The organism is Kibdelosporangium persicum, assembly GCF_013280595.1.
Taxonomy (GTDB): domain Bacteria; phylum Actinomycetota; class Actinomycetes; order Mycobacteriales; family Pseudonocardiaceae; genus Kibdelosporangium; species Kibdelosporangium persicum.
Window position 1 is genome coordinate 19,671 of sequence record NZ_JAAATY010000033.1, and the last position, 19,508, is coordinate 39,178.

Sequence of the window (19,508 nt, forward strand, 5' to 3'; positions counted from 1 at the left end):
GGCTGTCACCGCTGAGTGATGATCCGGGCCGCCAGGGTGCTCAAGGCAGGCTCGATGTCGGCCTGTCCGGTTTCGAACAGTGTCGCGGCGTGGCGCTGGTCATCCCGCGCCGCGGCGGTGTCGCCCATCGCCGTATGGGCCGCGGCCGACACTGACAGAGCGTTCGCGTGGTCGAGGATGTATCCGTGCGCCGCCGCGATCCGCTGAGCCTCACGCGCGTTGGTGATCGCGCTCGGGTGATCTCCCTGAGCCACGAGCACAGCGGCCAGTTCGGTATGCGCCCGGCCACGTTCGCGCGGAAGTTGCTCCGTTGTTCCCTTGCCCGCCAACGCCGCCGCTTCGGCCAGCCGGCCTTCCTGCCGGTGACACGCGGCCAGCCCGAGCCTGACCGTCGATGTCCAATAACGGACCCCGCCACGTGCCATGGTCAAGGCAGCGTCGAAATGCCGCGTCGCCGTGCCGGAGTCGCCCATGTCCAGTGCGGTCTTGCCAAGCACGTCAAGGCACCCGATCGTCTGCCAGTCCGCTTCGATCTCCTGCGCCTTGGCCAGCGCCCACCGGCCCAGATCCGCCGCCAGCGCGGGCCGCCGCGCCAAGCGGCTGACCTCGGCGGTGTGCCGGACCATCTCGACGATCCCCGGCACGAACTCGAGCCGGGAGAACTTCGTCAGCGCCCGGTCGAACCGGGCCAGCGCGGAGCCGAGCCTGCCCGCCCACATGTCCGCGAACCCCCACGCTCCCTCGCACCGGGCGTCCACAAGGGACAGGTCGAGGTCGTGCGCGAGTTCGTTGGCCAGTACCAGGTTCTCGGACGCGCGATCGGTGCGACCCAAGTGGATGTAGAGCATGCTCAGGTTGAACACGGTCACGCACCGGCCCGCGGGGTCCAGCCCGTCACCGAAGAGCCGTAACGACTTCTCGAAGTGCTCGATCGAATTGTCGTACTCGTCCATGTCCCTGGCGAACGCACCCAGGGTGCTGTGCGACCGGGCCTCGCCGATGACGTCGCCCGCGGCGCGGAAGAGCCGTGCCGCGTCGGCCATGTGCGCCCGACCTTCGGCGAACTGCGTGTTCTGGAAATGCAGCCGCGCGATACCCGCGTGGACGACGGCTTGCGGCCGCGACTCACCGGTGCGTTCCGCGGCGGTGAGCGCCGCGGCGAACGTGGACCGCCAACTGGACTGGTGGCGCCGCCGCTGCAGGTACGGCAGCAGAGCCTCGGCGAGCGCCCAGACCGGCAGGCTGTGCGCCGAACCGGTGTTGATCATCGCGAGGAGGTTCTCGGCCTCGATGTCGAGCCACTTCAGCGCGTCGGACGGATCAGTCCATAGTGGAGTCAGCTTGGCCTGTAGCGTCGGCGGCGTGAGATGCGCGTCGGTGTAGAGCATGCGGCACGCCGAGTACGTCCACTGTAGATAGAAGGCGAACAACTCGGCCAGCGCCTGCCCGCGTTCGTCCTCGCTTTCCTGGTCCCGCACCCGTTCGAGGACGAACTCCTTGATCAGGTCATGGAAGCCGGCCCGGCCGGTCGCGCCGACACCGATCAGGTTCATCGAGGTCAGCCGGTCGAGCATGCGCTGCGCCTCGGCCTCGTCCGGTCCCGCGACGGCCGCGGCGGCCAGCCGGTCGAAATCGGGTCCGGGAATCAGGCTCACCATGCGCAGGAACCGGGACAGTGCCGGTTTGAGGGTGCTGTAGGACAGGTCGAAGGCGGGGCGTACCGCGGCCTCGTCGTCCCCCTCGATCTGCATCGCGTCGAGCCTGCTGCCGGAGCGGAGCATCCGGACGTACTCCGCGATGCTGCTGCCTTCCGAACCGGCGAGGTTGGTCGACGCGATCCGCAGGCCCAGCGGGAGGTACCCGCAGAGTGCGGCGAGCGAGCCCGTGGCTTCGGGCTCCGCGCCGACGCGGTCGGCGCCGACGATGTTGGTCACCATCGCGGCCGCCTCGCCCGCCGTGACTACTCCGATGGGGAACCGCTTGGCCCCGTTGAGCGCCGTGAGGCCGTTGAGGTTGTTGCGGCTGGTCACCAGGACCGCGCAGGAACCGTCGGACGGCAGCAGCGGCCGGACGTGCTCCGGGCTCGCCGCGTTGTCCAGGATCATCAGCACCCGGCGGCCGCCCAGCAGCGAACGCAGCAACGCGCTCTGCTCGTCCGCCTCGTGCGGAATCCGCTCCGGCTCGACACCCAGTGCGCGCAGGAACCGGGCCAGCGCGTCCGTCGCGGCCAGTGGCGGGCTCGTGGAGTAGCCACGCAGGTTGACGTACAGCTGACCGTCGGGGAATTCGGGTCTGAGCACGTGAGCGGCGTGCACCGCGAGCGCTGTCTTGCCTGCCCCGGGCGGGCCGGACAGGACCACGAGTGGGACAGCCAGTTTGTTGCGATCCGGGCCGACGGTCAGCTCACGGATCTTGGCCAGCAGGTCGTCCCGGCCGACAAAATCGGGAATGTCCGCGGGCAACTGGAACGGTGGCCGCCAGAAGCCGGTCCGCGTCGCGGGCGCGGGCGCGGGCCGGTCGCTGGCCAGGATGCTCTGGTGCACCTCCCGCAGCGCGTCGCCCGGATCGATGCCGAGCTCGTCACGCAGCAGCTGTGAGACCTTCCGGTACACGCCCAGCGCCTCGGCCTGTCGGCCCGAGCGGTGCAGCGCGAGCATCAGCTGGCCCCAGAAGCGCTCCCGCAGCTCGTTTCCCGCCGTGATGGCGTAGAGCTCGCCGATCAGCTCGGCGTGCCTGCCCAGCGCCAGCTCGAGGTCCATCAGGCGTTCGAGGACCTGCAGACGTTCTTCGTCGAGCCGGGTGGCCTCGTGGACCCGCAGGAACTCCGACGGCACGTCCGAGAGCGGGGCACCCCGCCACATCGCCATGGCGGCACGCAGTTCCCGGGCTTCCCTGGCGGTGTCGGAGGCTGTGCGGGCCTCGTCCGCGGCGGCGACCCTGGCCCGGAAACGACCGAGGTCGATCATCTCGGGTGAGACGGCGATGACGTACCCGGCGGGATGCGTGCTGATGAGCGCACCCGCGTCACCCAGGGCGTTGCGCAGCCGCATCACGTACGACTGGGCGGTGTTGCGCGCTCCTTTCGGCGGATTCTCGTGCCACAGACGGTCGACGAGTTCCTCGACCGAGACCACACGGTTCGGCCGGAGCAACAGGCTGACCAGCACGATCCGGGTCTTGGCTGAAGGAAGGGACACCGGCGTCCCGGCGACCGTTGCCGTCAGTGGTCCGAGAATGCCGAAGTCGGCGGTCACGCCTTGGTCGGGTGTCAAACCTCCTCCAATTTCACTGGACGACGCGGCCTCGCAGGATGATCCGCTTCGGGTGGGCGAGCACGGTGTGGTCGGCGGTGGGATCTTCGTCGAAGACGACCAGGTCGGCAGGCGCGCCGTCGGTGACGCCGGGCAGCCCCAGCCACGTCCGTGCGGTCCAGGAGGCGGCGCCGACCGCGGCCTCGGCAGGCAGACCCGCCCTGACCAGCAGGTCGACTTCCGTGCTGACCTTGCCGAAGGTGGCGGTGTCGGTGCCGGCGAGGACCGTCACGCTGGCCTCGTGCGCGGCACGGATGGACGACCCGAGGTGGTGTTCCCAGCCGTCGAGCAGCCAGTCGCGCCTCGGGCCCGGCTCCCTGGCCCGGACCGCGTCGAGTATCTCGGAGAAGGTCGTGAGCGTCGGGACGAGCGCCGTGCCCTGCGCGGCCATCTGGTCGAGCAGGGCCAGATCGAGGTGCATGCCGTGTTCGAGGCTATCGGCACCGGCGAGGACCGCGTTGCGGCTGCCCTCGGCGGTCTGGCAGTGCACCGCGACCCGCCCGCCCACGTCGTGCACGGCGGTGACGACTTCACGAAGCAGATCCAGCGGGACGGGCGGGTCGCCGAACTCCCAGTCACCGATGACCTTGCACCACCCCGAGGACGCCTGCGTCTCCTCGACCGCGGCCGTCACCAGCTCGTTCTCGCTGATCTCCCGGCCGTAGCCGGGGAAGAACCGGCCCGGTGTGGCCAGCCAACGGCCCGCCGAGCGGACGCGGGGCAGGTCCGGTTCGTCGTCGACCCACTGCGGAATCCTGGCCTGCGAGCCGGGCGTCCGCACGAGGAGCACGCCTGCGTCGCGGTGTGCCCGCAGGTGCCGGCGCATCCGCTCTTCGTCGAAGACGTCCGTGGGCTGCTCAGTGCCCGGATGGGTGTGCACATCGACCAGGCCCGGCAGAATCCAGCCACCGTCGCTGACCATCTCGGCGTCCGACGCCGGATCGACCCGCAGCTGGTCGCCGTCGATGACAAACGTCTGATCCGCACGGTCCGGCAACGTTGTCCCGCGTACCCTGAAGGCCATTCGTCTCCCCCGGCGGCGGTCCGGTCATTTCGAACACTACCCGAACACGCCTGCCGCGAGCAGGCATTTCACCCGGTTCCCACGGCCACCGGCAGCGGAGTCATCGAGCAGTCATCGAGACGACATCCCGGTCACGTAGACAAGGGGACGGGGAAGCGCCGGTCGGCCGCGGGCCGCGGTCCGAATCGTCTGGGGTTCGGTTCGGGCCTCCCTCGTGAGTGTTTATCAGGGTTAGAACACGGATAAACACTCACGAGGTGGAACCGGACAATCCGGCCGAGGAAAGGAAGGGCCCATGGCGCTGGATCCCCGTCGCCGTTCGCTTCGCATGTTCGCGGTCATCGCGTCGTTGGCGGCGTTGCCTCTGCTCGCCGCGTGCAACGACAGTGACAATGACGATGGCGACAATGATGACAACGACGGTATGGGCGCTAGGCCCGCGGTTGTCATGGTCGTGTCCCAGTGACGCTGCATGTGCCCCACGGCCCTGCGTGCCTCCGCTTCTGACGGAGGCACGCAAGACCAGGGCGTTCAGTGCAGTGTGACGGGCAGTGCTACGTGACCGTTGGAGATGAACGAGTGGCCGTGCTCAAGCTTGTCGGGTGCCACGGCCAGTTTGATTTCCGGGAATCGGGTGAACAGGGCCGGTAACGCGACCTCGGCCTCCAGCCGCGCCAGCGGTGCGCCCAGGCAGTAGTGCACGCCGTGGCCGAAGGCCAGGTGGGTCTTCTCGTCCCGGGTGATGTCGAACGCGTCCGCTGTGTCGCCGTACATCGAGCGGTCCCGGCCCGCTGACGCGTACGCCGCCAGGATCGCGTCGCCTTTCCTGATCGTGATCTCGTCGTCGAGCTGGATGTCCTCCACCGCGTACCGTAAGGGCAGATACGCCACCGGCGCCTGCCAGCGCAGGGTTTCCTCGATCACGTCGGCCCACGAGCCGGTGCCCGAACGCACCAGCTCCAGCTGCTCCGGGTGGGTCAGCAGGGCGGTGATCGCCTGGTCGAGCAGGTTCACCGTGGTCTCGTGCCCCGCCGAGATCACCAGGATCAGGGTGTCGACGAGCTCGGCCTCCGTGAGGTGCGACCCGTCCTCCTCGCGGACCGAGATCAGCTCGCTGGTGAGATCGTCACCCGGCGTCTGCTTCTTGGCCGCGACGAGTTCGTGCATGATCTGGTACATCTTCTGGACGTTGGCCACCGCGTCCTCGGCCGTGGCGGTGGTGTCGAAGATTCCGTCCACGACCCGGCGCAGATCCGCCCGCACCGAGTCGTGCACGCCGAACAGCTGGCAGATGACCTCGATCGGGATCGGGTACGCGTAGCCCTCCCGCAGGTCGACCGGCTGCTCGGCGGAGTCCAAAGTGTCCAGCAGGCTCGCGGTGATCTGTTCGATCCACGGCCGCATCCCGGACACCCGGCGGGGGGTGAAGGCCTTGGACACCAACGAACGCAGCCGCCGGTGGTCGGCGCCGTACGCGGTGAACATGTTCTGCACCGACACCCAGAGGTGCAGCGGCCAGTCCTCGGCGATCTCCCCGTTGATGTACCGCGGCCAGTGCATCCGCGGGTTCTTCGACACGCGCGAGTCGCTCAGCAGCTGCCGCAGCGTCTCCTGGCGGTTTACCGACCACGCCACCACTTCGCCGGGAAGTTCCACCAGCGTCGCCGGGCCGCGCTCGGCGAGCTTGGCTGCTTCGGCATGGATGTCTCTACCGGTCGGGTCGAGTACGAAGGGGCGGGAGCTGCGGTCCATGGTGTTTCTCCAGGCGTCTCGTCGGGTTGGACGGGCACATTTACCGGGGTGAAACGCACGGGGAGCGCGGTCAGCGCACGGTGGAACGGACCTGGCCGCCAGACCAGTTCCTCCACGGCGACGGCCAGTCGCATGTCAGGCAGGCCGTCCAGGAGTTTCTCGATGGCGACCGACGCCATCAGCCGGGCTTGCTGTTGCGCCGGGCAGGAATGCGGGCCGGCACCCCACGCCAGGTGGGCGCGGTTGCCGGAGCGCTGCTGGTTGGCCAGCACGGGATCGTTGTTCGCCGCGGCGAAACTCATCACCAGGGGTTCCGCCGCGGGCAGCCGGACACCGGCGAAGTCGGTGTCCTCGACGGGATAGCTCGCCGAGTAGTTGGCGATCGGCGGGTCCGTCCACAGCACCTCGTCGAGCGCCTCCTCGACCGGCAGGCTGCCGCCGGAGAGGTCACCGGCGAACCGCTCGTCCGACAACAGCAGCCTGATCCCGTTGGCGATCAGGTTCTGTTCCGGCTCGGTGCCCGCCCCCATCAGCAGGATCAGGTGGTGCAACACTTCCTCGTCGCCCAGCTGGGCGGGGTGGGCCATCATCCACGACGGCACGTCCTGCCCCGGCTTGCGCCGCTTGAGCGCGATGAGTTCGAGCATGGCCTGGGTCAGCTCGGCGTTGGCCTTCTCCGGGTCGATCATGTCGAAGATGCCGCTCATGCCCGAGACCAGCCGCTCACCCAGTTCCGGCGGGCAGCCGTACAGGTGGTTGAACATCATCAGCGGCACGAGCATCGCGTACTCGGCCAGCAGGTTGGCCTCGCCGCGCGGTGCGAACCGCGCGATCAGCAGGTCCGCGGTGAACTCGACCTGCGTGCGCAGCGCGTTGAGGTCCACTCTGGCCAGTGAGTCGGTGACCGCGGCCCGGTAGCGGGCATGCGCGGCGCCGTCGGCGAACAGGGCGTTCGGCCGGTACATCATCATCGGCAGCACCGGGCAGTCCGGCGGCATCTTCTCCTGCCACCGCAACGGGTTGCGCGGGAACGTGTTCGGGTTGCGCAGCACCTCCAGCGCCGCGTCGTATCCCACGACCAGGTTGGCCGGTACGCCCGGCGCCAGCTCGACCGGCGCGACCGGGCCGTACTGCCGCAGCACCTGGTAGGTGGCAGCCGGGTCGGCGGCGAATTCCGGGCCGTACAGGGGCATCCGGCCGTGTTGCACGGGACATGCCTGTCCCGGTGCGGCTTGCGAAGTCACACAGTCTCCTGGGTGCGGGTGAGCAGATAGTCGACCAGGGCGATGAGCGCCTGGGTGGACGAGCCGGGGTCACGGGCGTCGCAGAACACCAGCGGCGTCTCGTCGAGCAGATCCAGGGCGTCGCGCAGTTCCTCGGTGGGAAACGTCGGCGCGCCGTCGAATTCGTTGACCGCGACCGCGTAGGGCACACCGAGCTCTTCCAGCAGCCCCATCACCTCGAAGGAGTTCTCCAGGCGGCGGGTGTCGGTGAGCACGAGCGCGCCGAGCGCGCCGTACGCGATGTCCTTCCAGATCTGGGTGAACCGCTGCTGGCCGGGTGCGCCGAACAGGTACAGCACGAGCTCGTCGTTGAGCGTCAGCCGGCCGAAGTCGAGCGCGACCGTGGTGGTGCTCTTGCCGTTGACCCCCGCGAGGTCGTCGACGGAGGCGCTCGCCTGCGTCATCGTCTCCTCGGTGCGCAGCGGGCGGATTTCCGAGAGCGTGCCCACGAAGGTGGTCTTGCCGACCGCGAAGTGCCCGACGATCAGCAGTTTCACCGCCGTCCGCACCGTGTCACGCAAATACACGCCGTCAGAGGCGAGCGCGGAGCCCATCTAGTACGTCCTTCAGCAGCTTGATGTCCGGGCGGGTGGTGTACGGAACAGCGGCGTGCGTGACGATGTGACCGCTGTCGACGAGGTCCGACAGCAGGACCTTGGTGACGCTGATCGGCAACGACAGGTGGGCGGCCACCTCGGCGACCGACAGCGCGCCGCCACGGCAGAGCTCCATCAGCCGGCGCTTCTCCGGCGTCAGCCCGGCCACGTTCTCGCGCGTCGCCATCACGACGGTGACCACGTCGAACGTGTTGCGGCTGGGGTGGGCACGGCCGCCGGTCACCACGTGCGGCCGCACCAGTGCACGTTCCCGCCGTGGGCCCGTCATACCGGGCTACCGGCGTCCTGTCGCGGCGGGCTGGTCAGTTCCTTGCCCAGCCGCTGCACGAGTTCCTGCAGCCGGAAGGAAACGGCCTCCATGTCGACCCGCTCGGTCGCCGAGACCGCGAGGTACGCGCCCGGACCGGCGGCGACGAGGAACACGTAACCGCCGGGGAACTCGTTGACGGTCTGCTGCCATGCCGCGGGTGTCTCGCCGCAGAACTCCGCGGTGTTGCGGGCCAGCGCCTGCAGCCCGGACATGGCTGCGGCGTGCCGTTCCGCGTCGTCCCGGCCGATGCTCTTGGAGTGCGCCATCAGCAGCCCGTCGGCGGACAGCAGGATCGCGTGCCGTGTCTCGGGCATCGTCATGGCGTTGTCCAGCATCCAGCCCAACTTGTTCATGTCTGGGTGTTCCCTTCAACCACAGGCGGGGAGATGTCGCGGCCGGAGCGGGTGCCGCGCTGCCAGGCCGCGAGGCCGCGAGCGGTCCGCTCATTGGACTGAACGGACTTGGTCGCGGGCGGAGGTGTACTGGGCTCCGCGGTGGCCCGTTCCCGGCGTTGGCGCCGCGGCAGACCGCCCGGCGTACGGTCTTTCTCGTCCCTGTCCACTGATGGCGCTGCTTCCCGCGTGACCGCCACATTCGGCATCTGGGGCTTGGAGACGCGGGTGAGCAACTCCGTCGGCAGGAAGACCACCGCGCGTACGCCGCCGTACGGCGAGCGCGTGTCCACCGAGACGCGGAAGCCGTACCGCTTGGCCAGCACGCCGATGACCGCGAAGCCGATCTGCGGCGGGTCACCGAGCCGGTTGATGTCGCTGCCGCCGTCACCGCTCAGCAGCCGGGCCGCGCGCTGGAGTTCTTCGACGGTCATCCCGACACCGGCGTCGTCGATCATGATGACCATGCCGTTGTGCGCCTGCTGGAAGTTGACCTCGACCATGGTGTTGGGCTGGGAGTGCCGGGCGCCGTTGTCGAGCAGCTCGGCCACTGCCAGCACCACCGGCTCGACGGCCCGGCTGATCACCGCGACGTCGGCCTCGGCCGGCACGCTGACCCGCAGGTAGTCCCGGATTCGTGAAGTGGCGCCCCGCACGACGTCGGTCAGCGCCGACGCCGAGCGCTGCTGCCCCGGCCATGACCCACACAGCACGGCTGTGGCCTGCGCACGGCGTCCCAGCTGGGAGTTCATGTGGTCGATGCGCATCAGGTCGGCGAGCACGTCGGGATCGTCGTGCCGCTCCTGCATCGACGAGATCGCCACCTGCTGCTCGTTGGCCAGGCTCTGCACCGCCCGCATCATCGACTTGACCGTCGCCCTGGCGGCCTGCACGCCCCGCGCCGTGGCGTCCTGCACCGACTCGGTGAACAGGTGGAGCACGCGATTGTGCGCTTCGGCCAGCTCGGCGTGCCTCGGCCCGGGTACTTCCACCGGCCGGTGGTTCACGGCCTCGGCCAACGCGGGTAACCGCGTCGTGATCAGGTGGTTGTCCTCCTCGGCCCGCCTGCGCAGCGAGGCTTCCGCCGTGGTGCAGCGCGAACGCAGCTCGCGGACCGAACGGTGCTGGCGTACGAGCAGGACCACGGCGACGAGCACGGCGGCGAGGGCGAACCAGAATGCCACCGCGAGTGTTTGTTGATCCATCAAATCCTCTGGTGCGGACGAGTTGCCGGGTCCCAGTGAGTCATGAGGAACTGATCTCTATCACGTGACTCGGCGCGACTCCAAGTGGCTGCAGCAGTTCCCCTCCAATGGAGCAACTGTTCACGCACAGCAATACCACATGTCTATAAAGGACGTTCAGGGGTGGTCCGCCTGGCCGGCGTGGCAGCCGTGAAAAGCGGCTTCGCCCGCATTCCTTCGCGTTGGTAGGAACTGTCCGCCGTGTCAAGGAGGGGGTGCGTAGGCCTTTCCGGTGCCGGGAGACCCCGTCGGCGACCGGTTCTCGCCGACGTCCGGATCGACCGGTATCACACCGCGTGATCATCGGCGCGTGCCGTCCGTGACTTCGTCCGGCGATCGACGCCGGTGACCGCGCACCCGGGACAGTGGTGTCTGGTCCATTGAGGACTTTCTTTGGGGTGCTGCCCGATGAGGACACTGCCCGGAGACTCAGGAGTGGGAACGGCAGTTAGACCGTGTTTCAAATGCCCGATCGCGATAGCCGGGCCGGATGCGGCCCCTGACGCCACCGCGGGACCGCCCAAAGACAACCAGTATTCGCGGCGATCCCGCGGCGACGCCAGGAACCGCCCCACCGAGCCGATTCCGGCCTCCGGCCGGGGCAGACTCTCATCGACCGGGACATTCGAAACACGACCTAGTCGCCACGATCAGGTCAGGCGGGTGACCCGCTGAACCGCGACAGGGTGTGCTTCGTGTGGTTGTCGGTCGGCGACGTCCGCCGCACCGGAAACCACACGGAAGGCACGAAGACATGAGTCGGGTTCGGAAAGTCTCGGTGGTTCTGTCGGTCGGTCTCGCCGTCGCCGCGCTCTCGGCCGCCGCACCGGCCGCCGCAACGCATGTCCCTCAAGCGCCTGAAATCCTGAAAGTGCCGGACGGCAACAAGTTGACCGGGATCGTGTTCGCCAGGGGCGTGCAGACCTACCAGTGCACCAACAACGCGTGGAGGTTCGTCCAGCCCGATGCGATCCTCGGCAACCGTGGCCGTGCCGAGGTGCTGCACTCCAAGGGGCCGGTGTGGACCTCGGTGCTCGACGGCAGTTCGGTGACCGGCGCCGCCGTCGCCGACTCGCCCGTCCCGGACGCCATTCCGGAGTTGCTGCTGCGGTCCACCGGCAACCGTGGCCCCGGCAAGCTCGGCACAGTCACGTTCATCCAGCGCCTGAAGACCAAGGGCGGCGTCGCCCCCACTGGCGCATGCAGTGATGGCGTCACCGTCTCGGTGCCTTACACCGCCGACTACGCCTTCTACGCCCCTGCCTGACTTGGCGGCGATACCGGATCGGGTGGTCTTTCACCGCTGTTGTTGGCACCTGCCCGCGGAACCGGGAAACCTGCGGGACAAAGCCCCAACGGAAGGAGCACATGCGTGTTCGGTCGAATCATCGCCGGACTGGCCGTGGCAACGGGTGTCCTGCTCGGACTCGCGGCACCTGCCGCGGCCACGTCGGCCGGCCCGGTCACCACTCCGATCATCGAGCTGGTGGCGGGTCCCTACCAGTCGGAGGCCGAGTGCGTGGCGGCACTCGCGAACTGGCCGGCTGAGTACTACTGCGCGACTCCGCCGCCAGTGGTGGCCTGGCTGATCCCAGCCGGCTGGTACGTCACCACCTCGCGGAACTGAGGCGCGCGAGCCGGGTGGCGGTGGATTGGTCCGGGAAACAGCCCTCGGATTGGCGCGGTTGGCCGGTCCGAATCGCCCTACCGTGATCGCCATGATTGATCACCTGGTTCTGGGTGCCATGTTGTTCGGCACGGTTCAGGACGAGCGCCGGTCGTTCGAGATCCTGGACCGGTTCGTGGACGCGGGCGGCGTCTGGATCGACACCGCCAACTGCTACGCGTTCTGGGCCGATCCGTCCGGGTTCGGCGGGCAGAGCGAGGCGTTGCTCGGGCGCTGGCTGGCCACCCGTCCCGGCGTCCGTGACCGCGTCAGGATCAGCACCAAGGTGGGGTGCGAGCCGATCGAGGCCGGGCGGTTCCCGGAGACCGCCGAAGGGCTCTCGGCCGGGGCCGTCAAGACCGCGATCGAGGGCAGTCTGCGGCGGCTCGGCACGGATCACGTGGAGCTGTACTGGGCCCACAAGCCTGATCCGGTCACGCCGCTGGAGGAGACGGTCGCCGCCTTCGACGAACTGGTGTCGGCGGGTGTCGTCGGCCGCCTTGGCTGCTCCAACTACCCCGTCTGGCAGGTCGAGCGGGCACGGCAGATCGCGCGGGCCGACGGCCGCACTGGCTTCACCGCGGTGCAGCAGCACCACACGTACCTGCGGCCGTTGCCCGGGACCCAGCCCACCGTGGTGCACCGGTTCGGTGCCGTCACTGACGAGGTGCTCCACTATCTGGAGCATCACCCGGACATGGCGCTGTGGGCGTACACGCCGCTGTTGAGCGGTGGTTACACCCGTACGGACAAGCCGCTGCCGCCGGAGTACGACCACCCCGGCACGGAACGCCGCCTCGCGGTGCTCGACGAGATCGCCGCGGAGACCGGCACGAACCGCAACCGGGTGGTGCTGGCGTGGCTGGCCGGAGGCAATCCGGCCGCCATGCCGATCGTCGGCGTCAGCACGGTCGGGCAACTGGACGAGGCGGTCGCCGGGGTGTCCCTGGACCTGACCGTCGAGCAGCGCCGACGCCTCGACTCCGCGGCGTGACCCGTCAGGCGAGCTTGCTCATCTCGTGATCGAAGTCGAACCATGCGTGTTCCTCGCTGGGCGGGATCTCGTCGTAGGTGCGGTCCAGGAAGTCGGCGAGTTCGTCAGCCGAGGCCTCCAGGGTGGCGGTGCCGCCCGGCGAGGTCAGTTCGAAGATCACCCGGGTGTGGTCCGTGGCGGGGGTGATACGCAGGTCACCCAGGCCGGCGGCGGCGATCAGGCCGTCGGCCAGCAGGCTCCTGGCGAAGACCCACTGCACCGAGGCGCGACCGGTGTGGAAATCGACGGCCACCGCGTACGGGTCGCGTGTGTCGTAGCTCAGGTCGGCTCGCACCTTGACCGACGTGGTCGGGTGGGACCGCAGGCCGAAGTCGATGGTGGCGTGGACCGTGGTGTGCGGATCGATCATGGTTGTCCTCTTCCCCCTCGTACCGAGTCTTTCTCATATCTACCGATAGGTAACGTCGTCACGTTTCGATAGTGAGCCCACTCGGTCCCTATTTCACGCGAACGTGTTGGAGCTCCCAGGCGTGTTCACTCTGACGGGGAGTCAAGAACGAACGTTCTATCTGGTATAGTCCGGATGATGACGAACGTCCACGGCCAGGTGTCCGAAGCGCGAGCGCGGCTGCTCGCCACGGCGACCCGCATCTTCTACACGGAAGGCATCCACTCCGTCGGCATCGACCGGATCGTCGCCGAGGCCAAGGTGACCCGGGCCACGCTGTACCGGCACTTCCCCGGCAAGGACGACCTGATCGTCTCCTACCTGCAGGAAGCCGACCGGGCCATCCGGGGCCAGGTGGACGCCGTCGTCGCCCGGGGGCTGCCGGCGCCCGACACGCTCAGGGCCATCGCCGGCTCCATCGCGGACGGCATCCGGTCTCCCGGCTTCCGTGGCTGTGCCTTCCTCAACGCCGCCGCGGAGTACCCCGACCCGGCCCATCCGGTGCACAAGGCCGTGCTGGCGCACAGGCAGTGGTTCGCGCGGACGATCACCGAACACCTGGCCCGCGTGGCGGAACCGGCAGAACCCGCCGCTCTGCAGTTCGTCATGCTGCGAGACGGCGCGATGGCCAGTGGCTGCCTGTCCGACCCGGAACCGATCTGCGAGACGTTCCTGCTAGGGATCGAGGGTCTGCTGCGGACGCACGCCGCGTCCGCATCTGCGTCGGGCACGGCACAAGCCTGATAGCTCACGTCGCGGCCGGCGCGAACCCGGAGTGCAACACCGACGAGAACCTGTCCACCACGCTGAGCAGGGGCTTGTCCGAGACGGGATCCACTCGGACACCGTCCGGTGTGCGCTCGATGTGCCGGTCGAGCGCGAACCAGCCCTGCACGATGTGATGCGGGTCAAGGGAAGTCAGCACCGGGATCGCGCTGGCCGCCGCCGTGCTGATCGCCACCCCTCGTGAGTGTTTATCAGTGTTCTAACCCTGATAAACACTCACGAGGGGTTGGTGGGGCGGTGGTTCAGGAGTGCGGGCAGGTGTGCCGGTACTCCTCGATCAGTGAACTCGGTGCCGGGGGCGGGCAGAGGAACTGTTCGTACCGGGTGTCGTTGTCGATGAACCGCTTCAACCACGAGATGCTGTACTTCGCGATCGTGGTGTTGGCGGATGTCGGCGCGGAATGGCCGGCGTTGTTCAGTTCCAGGTAGGCCTTGTCCGGTGTGGACGAGAGGCTCTGGTAGAACGGCTCGGAATGCGCGCCGACCGAGGCCGTTGTGTCGTTCTCGGCGCCGACGACGAGCGTCGGAACCTGCACTGACGACCAGCTCTTGGTGGTGTGCCAGGCGGTGAGCGGAATGGCCGCCTGGAGGGCGGGCCGGGTGGCCGCGGCTCGCAGGCTGCCACCGCCGCCCATCGAGTGGCCCATCACGCCGAGCCTGCTGCCGTCGATCCGGCCGCGGACGGAACTGGTCTGCACCAGGTAGTCCAGTGCCGCGAGGAGCTGGGTGCCACGCTGGTCGGGCTGGTCGAGGATGGACAGCGTGTCGATGGTGATCACCACGAACCCCTGGGAGGCCAGCCGCGGGCCGTACCAGGCGACGCTGGTCTGGCGGGCGGTGAATCCCGGTGAGATCGCGACGGCACCGAACGTGCCCTCACTGGTGGATGTCGGGTAGTAGATCGTGCCGCCGCCGAACCCGCGGACGGCGCTCGCCGCCACCGTGGTCTGCGCGATGGCGAACGGCCCGCGGGACGCCTCGATACTGGCGACGGTCGGAGCGGGGCCGCGTTCGTAGGGATTGGCCGCCGCCTGTGCTTGTGCCGGAGTGACAAGCGTGGCGATCGCCAATGTGAGCAGGGTGAACAGGCTGCGAGTATGCACGTCGTCGTACACCTCTTAGGTCGCAGGGAGACCGAAGCACCTTCATGTTACCGAGCGGTAGGCGTCACCGGAAGCGACGAAGGTAGGCATGCTCGGCAACGATCTCCGGCGGCGAACGGATGTGTCGACGGTAAGCGATGCCGACCACTCCTTTGTGGACAGAGTGGCGCCGGGCTTGCGGGTTTTACGCCAGGGGATGCCGATTCCTCCCGGCCGTGCCAAGATGATCATCGACGTCCACTGGAGGGAAACGCCCATGAAACGAATCCTGGCAACGGCCGCGGTCACCTCGGCTGCTGTCGGCGTGATGCTGGCAGGCGCGGGAACGGCGTCCGCGCAGGACCCGTATGCCAAGTACGCCACGGAATCCGCGTGCCGGACCGCGGGTTTCCAGTATGTGCTGTCCGGGAAGGCGTACCGTTACGACTGCACCGGTCCGCACGCCAACAGCCCGGCCAGCCAGAAGTACTGGCTTTACTTGATCTGAGTACGCCTTACCCGGGATGAGGACTCCTCCCTGAGTCCTTTATGGACCGGATTCGCACGGGTGGCGCCCGTCCGGCTCGCCGATTCGGCTGGTTGCGGCGGTACGGCGTTGGCTGTTCGCGCTCGCCGTGGTCACGCTCGTCGCCGAGACGGCGATCGCGATGACCACGGCGGCGCCCGGAAGCCTGCTCGGCGATCATCCCGGCCGTGCTGCCGTGGCACCTCACATTCCGGCGAGCTGCGTCGTCGGACTGGTGAGACCACAGGAACCGCGGCCAGGCGAACTGGTCGCGGCAGATCACGGAGGATGCGATGACGCCGACGACCGATCCGGAGGTCATGGCGCTGCTGGACAGGCGGGTCGAGGCCTGCCGGGCCAAGGACATCGACGGGCTCATGGCGTTGTACGCGCCCACGATCGTCTACTACGACGTCGTCCCGCCAGTTCAGTTCACGGGAACGGATGAAGTCCGCCGGAACTTCCTGCGGTGGTTCGACGAATACGACGGCCCTATCGGTCTGGAGACGCACGAGCTCGAAGTGGCGACGAGCGGAGATGTCGCGTTCGCGCACATGCTTCACCTGGACAGCGGAGAACGCAAGGAAGGGCGGCCTGAGGGCGCGGTCTGGGTGCGATCGACCGTGTGCTGCCAACGGTCGGGCGGCAGGTGGTCGATCACGCACGAACACATCTCGCTGCCGATCGGCTGGCAGGACGAGGCCGCCTGACCTCGAAGATCAGTCCTCCTCGGCCCGCATCCGCACGTGGATGCGTTCGCCCTGCGGGCTCAGGATGTTGAGCACCTCCACCGGGCCGTCGCCGGTGCTGCCGAACCAGTGCGGCAGCCGGGTGTCGAACTCCGCGGCCTCACCGGCTTCGAGCACCAGGTCCTGCGAGCCCACGACGAGCCGCAACCGTCCGGAAAGGACGTACAGCCACTCGTAGCCGTCGTGGGTGCACAGGTCCGGGGTGTCGCGCTGGGGCGGGATGATCGTCTTGAAGGTGTGTTGTGGCCCGGGCCGGCGGGTGAGCGGCAGCACCACGCTGCCGTCCACCCGCCGTGGCGTCGGGCGGATCCGCGGGTCGACCACCTCCGGCCCGCCGACCAGCTCGTCCAGCGGAATCCGGTAGGCGCGGGCGATCGGCAGCAGCAGCTCGAGGCTGGGCCGCCGCTGCCCGACCTCCAGCCGGGACAGGGTGCTCTTGGAGATCCCGGTCGTCTCGGACAGATCGGACAGGCTCAGCCCGCGCTGTGTCCGCAGCCGCTTGAGCCGGGGACCGGTGTCGGCGAGCGCTCGGTTGAGGTCCTCGAACTGGGTCATGACCCCATGACACCACGTCGGCGTCCCGATTTCAGCAACATTCGTTGCCGATCGGTACACGCGGGTCGCAGCATGGCGGCGGAGGTGATCGTCGATGAGTGGGGCGAAACTGTCCGAACTCGACTGTGATGGAGTGGTGATCGGGGCCGGTGCGGCGGGGGAGGACGGCTGGCCGGCCGTCGACCGCACCGGCGTGCCCGGGGTGTGGGCCGCCGTCGACCGTGCCGTGCGGCAGCGACTGGCCATCAAGCCGGCCGGGGGTGCCGGCCGATGAGTGTCCACACCGAAGAGCAGGCGGCGACCTCCGGCCGGAGGCTGCCGGTGGGCGTCTACCTGCTCGCGTTCAGCCTTTTCGCCATGGGCAGCGCGGAGTTCCTGGTCGCCGGGGTGCTGCCGGGGATCGCCGACGACCTGGGGATCTCGCTGTCCTCGGCCGGTGCGTTGATCTCGGCGTTCGCGGTCGGAGTGGTCCTCGGCGGGCCGCCGTTGGCCGTCGCGACCCTGCGCTGGCCTCGGCGAACGACATTGGTGGTCACGCAGGCCGCGTTCGCCGCCTCGGTGGCGATCGGCCTGCTGACCGACAACTACGGTTTGTTGCTGGCCACACGCTTCCTCTGCGGACTGGCCTACGCGGGATATTGGGCGGTCGCCGCCGTCACCGCGATCGCCCTTGTCCCTCCCGACCGCACAGCGCGCGCCTCCGGGGTGGTGGTCAGCGGACTGAGCCTCGCGATGATCGCGGGTGGGCCGGCGGGCGCGCTGGTCAGCCATTTCACCGGCTGGCGCGGCGGGTTCTGGGTCGTGGTCGCGCTTACCGTGGCCGGTGCCCTGCTGACCGTCGCCGCGGTGCCCGCCGCCCGCGCGCACGAAGAACCCAGTGTGCGGCGAGAACTGCGCGTCATGCGGCAGCCCCGGCTGTGGATCGTCTACGCGGTCACCTTGTTGAGCACCGCTGCCTACATGATCTCCTACAACTACCTGGCGGCGTTCCTGACCGACGTCACCGGCATCGGAGCTGTGTGGGTGCCCGCGATCCTCACCCTGTTCGGTGTCGGCGCCTTCGTCGGCCTGTCGGTCGGCGGCCGGATCTCCGACGGGCGGCCGTATTCCGCGCTGCTGGCTGGGACGGTCGGCATCGGGGTCGCGTCGGTCCTGCTCGCGCTCCTCGCCGGGCACGCCGTGGTCGTCGTGCCGTTGATCCTGCTCATGGGCGTCGCGGGGTTCGTGCTGAACCCGGCCATTTACGGGCGGGTCTTCACGATCGCGGCACAGGCGCCCACCCTCGCCGGTGCCACCGCCGTGTCGGCGTTCCAGCTTGGCATCTCGCTGGTTCCCGTGTTCGCAGGCGCCGCCCTGACCGCCGGTGCCGGTGTCGGCTCCATCCCGTGGCTCGGTGCGGGTCTTGCCCTGATCACGATCCCGGCGATCCTGCTCGAACGGCGGATCACGCGATCAAGGCGGCCATGACCAGCGCCGCGTCATCGGCAGGCCGGTCTGGTCGGCGACGCTCACGCGCAGGGACCTGGCGCTGATCGGCCAAGCCTGAGCGGGCGGCGGAGTCCGTCCTGATCGGACAGGCCGCGTCCGGACCGGGGAGCGGCCAGGCGACCGGGTCGCGCTGACCTTTGTGGACTACTCTGGCGTGATCATGGGACGACACGTCCGATGATCACGCCTCCATGCCCGGCGAAGCCGACGGCTGCGATTCGGTCGAAGACGTGACTTCCCGGGCGGACTGTGAATACCATGGCGGCCTGGCGTGACCACCGGGTGAAACTGCAGGTATGGAGTGGCGCAATTGCCCGATACGGCGATGTTCCATCGACGCTTTCTTCAGTTGACGGGAAACATCGAGGAATTCATCCGGGGGAAGTCCGAGGTCGTCCGGCTCGCCCTCGTCTGCCTGCTCGCCGAGGGACACCTGTTGATCGAGGACGTCCCCGGGGTGGCGAAGACGTCCCTGGCCAAGGCGATCGCGCGGTCGGTCGAGGGTGCGGCGGTGAAACGTGTCCAGTTCACGCCCGACCTGCTGCCGTCCGACGTGACCGGTGTCCAGGTCTACGACCAGGCAGGTGGCGGCTTCGAGTTCCGGCAGGGCCCGGTGTTCGCCAACATCCTGCTGGGTGACGAGATCAACCGGGCCTCGCCGAAGACCCAGTCCGCACTGCTGGAGGTGATGGCCGAGCACCAGGTGACGGTGGACGGTGTGCCGTACGCGGTGCCGCATCCGTTCCTGTGCATCGCGACACAGAACCCGGTCGAGCAGCACGGCACGTATCCGTTGCCCGAGGCCCAGCTGGACCGGTTCCTGATGCGGATCTCCATCGGCTACCCCGAGGAACTGGCCGACGAGGTCGCGATCGTGACCGGTGGGCTGGCGCGGCGACGGCCCGAGGAGCTCAAGCCCGTCATCGAGCTGGACGAACTGCGCACGATGATCACCGCGCTGCGGGACCTGCACGTCGCCGAGAACCTGCGGACCTACGTCGCCACGATCACCAGGGCGACCCGTAAGCACCCGGACGTTCACCTCGGCGTCAGCCCCCGTGGCAGCATCGCGTTGGCGACCGCCGCGCAGGCATGGGCGCTGTCGATGGGGCGGGACTTCGTCACGGCCGACGACGTGAAGGCCGTCGCGGTGCCGGTGTTGAACCACCGGCTGCTGCTGACCTCCGAGGCGCGGCTGCGCAAACAGAAACCGGAGGCCATCGTGGCGGAGATCCTGGCCGGAATCCCGGTTCCTCGCCTGCCAGAACCGCGGTGAGCCGA

The 19,508-nt window shown here is 68.6% G+C and carries 22 protein-coding genes; 10 read left to right on the plus strand and 12 right to left on the minus strand.

The annotated features are described in order from the left end of the window. Positions 1–5: 5 nt before the first annotated feature. Entirely contained in the window at positions 6–3,272 is a 3,267-nt protein-coding gene (locus GC106_RS38450; protein WP_173140787.1) for an AfsR/SARP family transcriptional regulator, read from the minus strand. A 13-nt stretch (positions 3,273–3,285) separates the two neighbouring features. Further along, on the minus strand, positions 3,286–4,335 hold the full coding sequence (locus GC106_RS38455) for an amidohydrolase family protein (protein ID WP_173140789.1): 1,050 nt from the start codon (positions 4,333–4,335) through the stop codon (positions 3,286–3,288). Between the two features lie 295 nt (positions 4,336–4,630). Between GC106_RS38455 and GC106_RS38460 the strand changes: the two genes are divergently transcribed. Beyond that, positions 4,631–4,801, plus strand: coding sequence for a hypothetical protein (locus GC106_RS38460; RefSeq protein ID WP_173140791.1), 171 nt, complete (start codon positions 4,631–4,633; stop codon positions 4,799–4,801). Positions 4,802–4,866: 65 nt separating this feature from the next. Here the strand turns inward: GC106_RS38460 and GC106_RS38465 are convergent, their stop codons facing one another. Genes GC106_RS38465 through GC106_RS38485 form a run of 6 tightly spaced genes read right to left on the minus strand, consistent with a single transcriptional unit; the run spans position 4,867 to position 9,894 of the window. After that, complete coding sequence (locus tag GC106_RS38465; protein WP_312873228.1) at positions 4,867–5,973, minus strand: cytochrome P450 family protein; 1,107 nt, start codon at positions 5,971–5,973, stop codon at positions 4,867–4,869. Next, positions 5,955–7,331 carry a cytochrome P450 gene (locus GC106_RS48390; RefSeq protein WP_312873222.1) on the minus strand — a complete coding sequence of 459 codons (1,377 nt, stop codon included), beginning with the start codon at positions 7,329–7,331 and terminating at the stop codon, positions 5,955–5,957. Before GC106_RS48390 ends, GC106_RS38465 begins: the two co-directional genes overlap by 19 nt. Beyond that, positions 7,328–7,924 carry a GTP-binding protein gene (locus GC106_RS38470; protein WP_173140794.1) on the minus strand — a complete coding sequence of 199 codons (597 nt, stop codon included), beginning with the start codon at positions 7,922–7,924 and terminating at the stop codon, positions 7,328–7,330. The genes GC106_RS48390 and GC106_RS38470 overlap by 4 nt, the downstream gene beginning before the upstream one ends. Further along, positions 7,902–8,255, minus strand: a complete 354-nt coding sequence (locus GC106_RS38475) for a DUF742 domain-containing protein (RefSeq protein ID WP_173140796.1) — start codon at positions 8,253–8,255, stop codon at positions 7,902–7,904. The genes GC106_RS38470 and GC106_RS38475 overlap by 23 nt, the downstream gene beginning before the upstream one ends. Next, positions 8,252–8,650: a roadblock/LC7 domain-containing protein gene (locus GC106_RS38480; protein WP_173140798.1), complete on the minus strand. Its 399-nt coding sequence runs from the start codon at positions 8,648–8,650 to the stop codon at positions 8,252–8,254. The genes GC106_RS38475 and GC106_RS38480 overlap by 4 nt, the downstream gene beginning before the upstream one ends. Next, entirely contained in the window at positions 8,647–9,894 is a 1,248-nt protein-coding gene (locus tag GC106_RS38485) for an ATP-binding protein (protein WP_173140800.1), read from the minus strand. Before GC106_RS38485 ends, GC106_RS38480 begins: the two co-directional genes overlap by 4 nt. 793 nt (positions 9,895–10,687) lie before the next feature. Here GC106_RS38485 and GC106_RS38490 point away from each other — a divergent pair. From GC106_RS38490 to GC106_RS38500, 3 genes are all read left to right on the plus strand, one after another. After that, positions 10,688–11,200, plus strand: a complete 513-nt coding sequence (locus GC106_RS38490; protein WP_173140802.1) for a DUF3455 domain-containing protein — start codon at positions 10,688–10,690, stop codon at positions 11,198–11,200. Positions 11,201–11,305: 105 nt separating this feature from the next. Then, positions 11,306–11,560 (plus strand): hypothetical protein, encoded by a 255-nt coding sequence (locus tag GC106_RS38495; RefSeq protein ID WP_173140804.1) that lies wholly within the window; start codon positions 11,306–11,308, stop codon positions 11,558–11,560. Between the two features lie 91 nt (positions 11,561–11,651). Then, on the plus strand, positions 11,652–12,593 hold the full coding sequence (locus GC106_RS38500) for an aldo/keto reductase (protein WP_173140806.1): 942 nt from the start codon (positions 11,652–11,654) through the stop codon (positions 12,591–12,593). 4 nt (positions 12,594–12,597) lie between these two features. On the opposite strand, the gene GC106_RS38505 is transcribed toward GC106_RS38500, so the two are convergent. Continuing rightward, positions 12,598–13,002 (minus strand): SsgA family sporulation/cell division regulator, encoded by a 405-nt coding sequence (locus GC106_RS38505; RefSeq protein WP_173140808.1) that lies wholly within the window; start codon positions 13,000–13,002, stop codon positions 12,598–12,600. 177 nt (positions 13,003–13,179) lie between these two features. Between GC106_RS38505 and GC106_RS38510 the strand changes: the two genes are divergently transcribed. Continuing rightward, positions 13,180–13,785, plus strand: a complete 606-nt coding sequence (locus GC106_RS38510; protein ID WP_173140810.1) for a TetR/AcrR family transcriptional regulator — start codon at positions 13,180–13,182, stop codon at positions 13,783–13,785. Between the two features lie 4 nt (positions 13,786–13,789). On the opposite strand, the gene GC106_RS38515 is transcribed toward GC106_RS38510, so the two are convergent. Beyond that, complete coding sequence (locus GC106_RS38515; RefSeq protein WP_173140812.1) at positions 13,790–14,002, minus strand: hypothetical protein; 213 nt, start codon at positions 14,000–14,002, stop codon at positions 13,790–13,792. A gap of 67 nt (positions 14,003–14,069) precedes the next feature. Beyond that, a complete protein-coding gene (locus tag GC106_RS38520) occupies positions 14,070–14,930 on the minus strand; it encodes a poly(ethylene terephthalate) hydrolase family protein (protein ID WP_173140814.1) in 861 nt (286 codons plus the stop codon). 256 nt (positions 14,931–15,186) lie between these two features. Here GC106_RS38520 and GC106_RS38525 point away from each other — a divergent pair, with 256 nt between their 5' ends. Together GC106_RS38525 and GC106_RS38530 are read left to right on the plus strand one after the other, a co-directional pair. Next, on the plus strand, positions 15,187–15,417 hold the full coding sequence (locus tag GC106_RS38525; RefSeq protein ID WP_173140816.1) for a hypothetical protein: 231 nt from the start codon (positions 15,187–15,189) through the stop codon (positions 15,415–15,417). Between the two features lie 311 nt (positions 15,418–15,728). Beyond that, on the plus strand, positions 15,729–16,145 hold the full coding sequence (locus GC106_RS38530; RefSeq protein WP_173140818.1) for a YybH family protein: 417 nt from the start codon (positions 15,729–15,731) through the stop codon (positions 16,143–16,145). Positions 16,146–16,154: 9 nt separating this feature from the next. Here the strand turns inward: GC106_RS38530 and GC106_RS38535 are convergent, their stop codons facing one another. Continuing rightward, the gene (locus tag GC106_RS38535) at positions 16,155–16,739 is read right to left on the minus strand and encodes a helix-turn-helix domain-containing protein (protein ID WP_173140820.1); all 585 of its coding nucleotides are present in this window, start codon (positions 16,737–16,739) and stop codon (positions 16,155–16,157) included. 94 nt (positions 16,740–16,833) lie between these two features. Between GC106_RS38535 and GC106_RS38540 the strand changes: the two genes are divergently transcribed. The 3 genes from GC106_RS38540 to GC106_RS38550 all read left to right on the plus strand — a co-directional run bounded on the left by GC106_RS38540 (position 16,834) and on the right by GC106_RS38550 (position 19,503). Beyond that, positions 16,834–17,013 carry a hypothetical protein gene (locus GC106_RS38540; protein ID WP_173140822.1) on the plus strand — a complete coding sequence of 60 codons (180 nt, stop codon included), beginning with the start codon at positions 16,834–16,836 and terminating at the stop codon, positions 17,011–17,013. Then, positions 17,010–18,206 carry an MFS transporter gene (locus GC106_RS38545; RefSeq protein WP_173140824.1) on the plus strand — a complete coding sequence of 399 codons (1,197 nt, stop codon included), beginning with the start codon at positions 17,010–17,012 and terminating at the stop codon, positions 18,204–18,206. The genes GC106_RS38540 and GC106_RS38545 overlap by 4 nt, the downstream gene beginning before the upstream one ends. A gap of 370 nt (positions 18,207–18,576) precedes the next feature. Further along, positions 18,577–19,503, plus strand: a complete 927-nt coding sequence (locus GC106_RS38550) for an AAA family ATPase (RefSeq protein WP_246367807.1) — start codon at positions 18,577–18,579, stop codon at positions 19,501–19,503. Positions 19,504–19,508: the final 5 nt, after the last annotated feature.

Coding starts and splice junctions, on each gene's coding strand:
- GC106_RS38510 (WP_173140810.1), top strand. CDS start 13,180: ATGACGAACGTCCACGGCCAGGTGTCCGAAGCGCGAGCGCGGCTGCTC.
- GC106_RS38525 (WP_173140816.1), top strand. CDS start 15,187: ATGAAACGAATCCTGGCAACGGCCGCGGTCACCTCGGCTGCTGTCGGC.
- GC106_RS38500 (WP_173140806.1), top strand. CDS start 11,652: ATGATTGATCACCTGGTTCTGGGTGCCATGTTGTTCGGCACGGTTCAG.
- GC106_RS38540 (WP_173140822.1), top strand. CDS start 16,834: ATGAGTGGGGCGAAACTGTCCGAACTCGACTGTGATGGAGTGGTGATC.
- GC106_RS38485 (WP_173140800.1), bottom strand. CDS start 9,894: ATGGATCAACAAACACTCGCGGTGGCATTCTGGTTCGCCCTCGCCGCC.
- GC106_RS38535 (WP_173140820.1), bottom strand. CDS start 16,739: ATGACCCAGTTCGAGGACCTCAACCGAGCGCTCGCCGACACCGGTCCC.
- GC106_RS38490 (WP_173140802.1), top strand. CDS start 10,688: ATGAGTCGGGTTCGGAAAGTCTCGGTGGTTCTGTCGGTCGGTCTCGCC.
- GC106_RS38545 (WP_173140824.1), top strand. CDS start 17,010: ATGAGTGTCCACACCGAAGAGCAGGCGGCGACCTCCGGCCGGAGGCTG.
- GC106_RS38475 (WP_173140796.1), bottom strand. CDS start 8,255: ATGACGGGCCCACGGCGGGAACGTGCACTGGTGCGGCCGCACGTGGTG.
- GC106_RS38505 (WP_173140808.1), bottom strand. CDS start 13,002: ATGATCGATCCGCACACCACGGTCCACGCCACCATCGACTTCGGCCTG.
- GC106_RS38470 (WP_173140794.1), bottom strand. CDS start 7,924: ATGGGCTCCGCGCTCGCCTCTGACGGCGTGTATTTGCGTGACACGGTG.
- GC106_RS38530 (WP_173140818.1), top strand. CDS start 15,729: ATGACGCCGACGACCGATCCGGAGGTCATGGCGCTGCTGGACAGGCGG.
- GC106_RS38455 (WP_173140789.1), bottom strand. CDS start 4,335: ATGGCCTTCAGGGTACGCGGGACAACGTTGCCGGACCGTGCGGATCAG.
- GC106_RS38460 (WP_173140791.1), top strand. CDS start 4,631: ATGGCGCTGGATCCCCGTCGCCGTTCGCTTCGCATGTTCGCGGTCATC.
- GC106_RS38480 (WP_173140798.1), bottom strand. CDS start 8,650: ATGAACAAGTTGGGCTGGATGCTGGACAACGCCATGACGATGCCCGAG.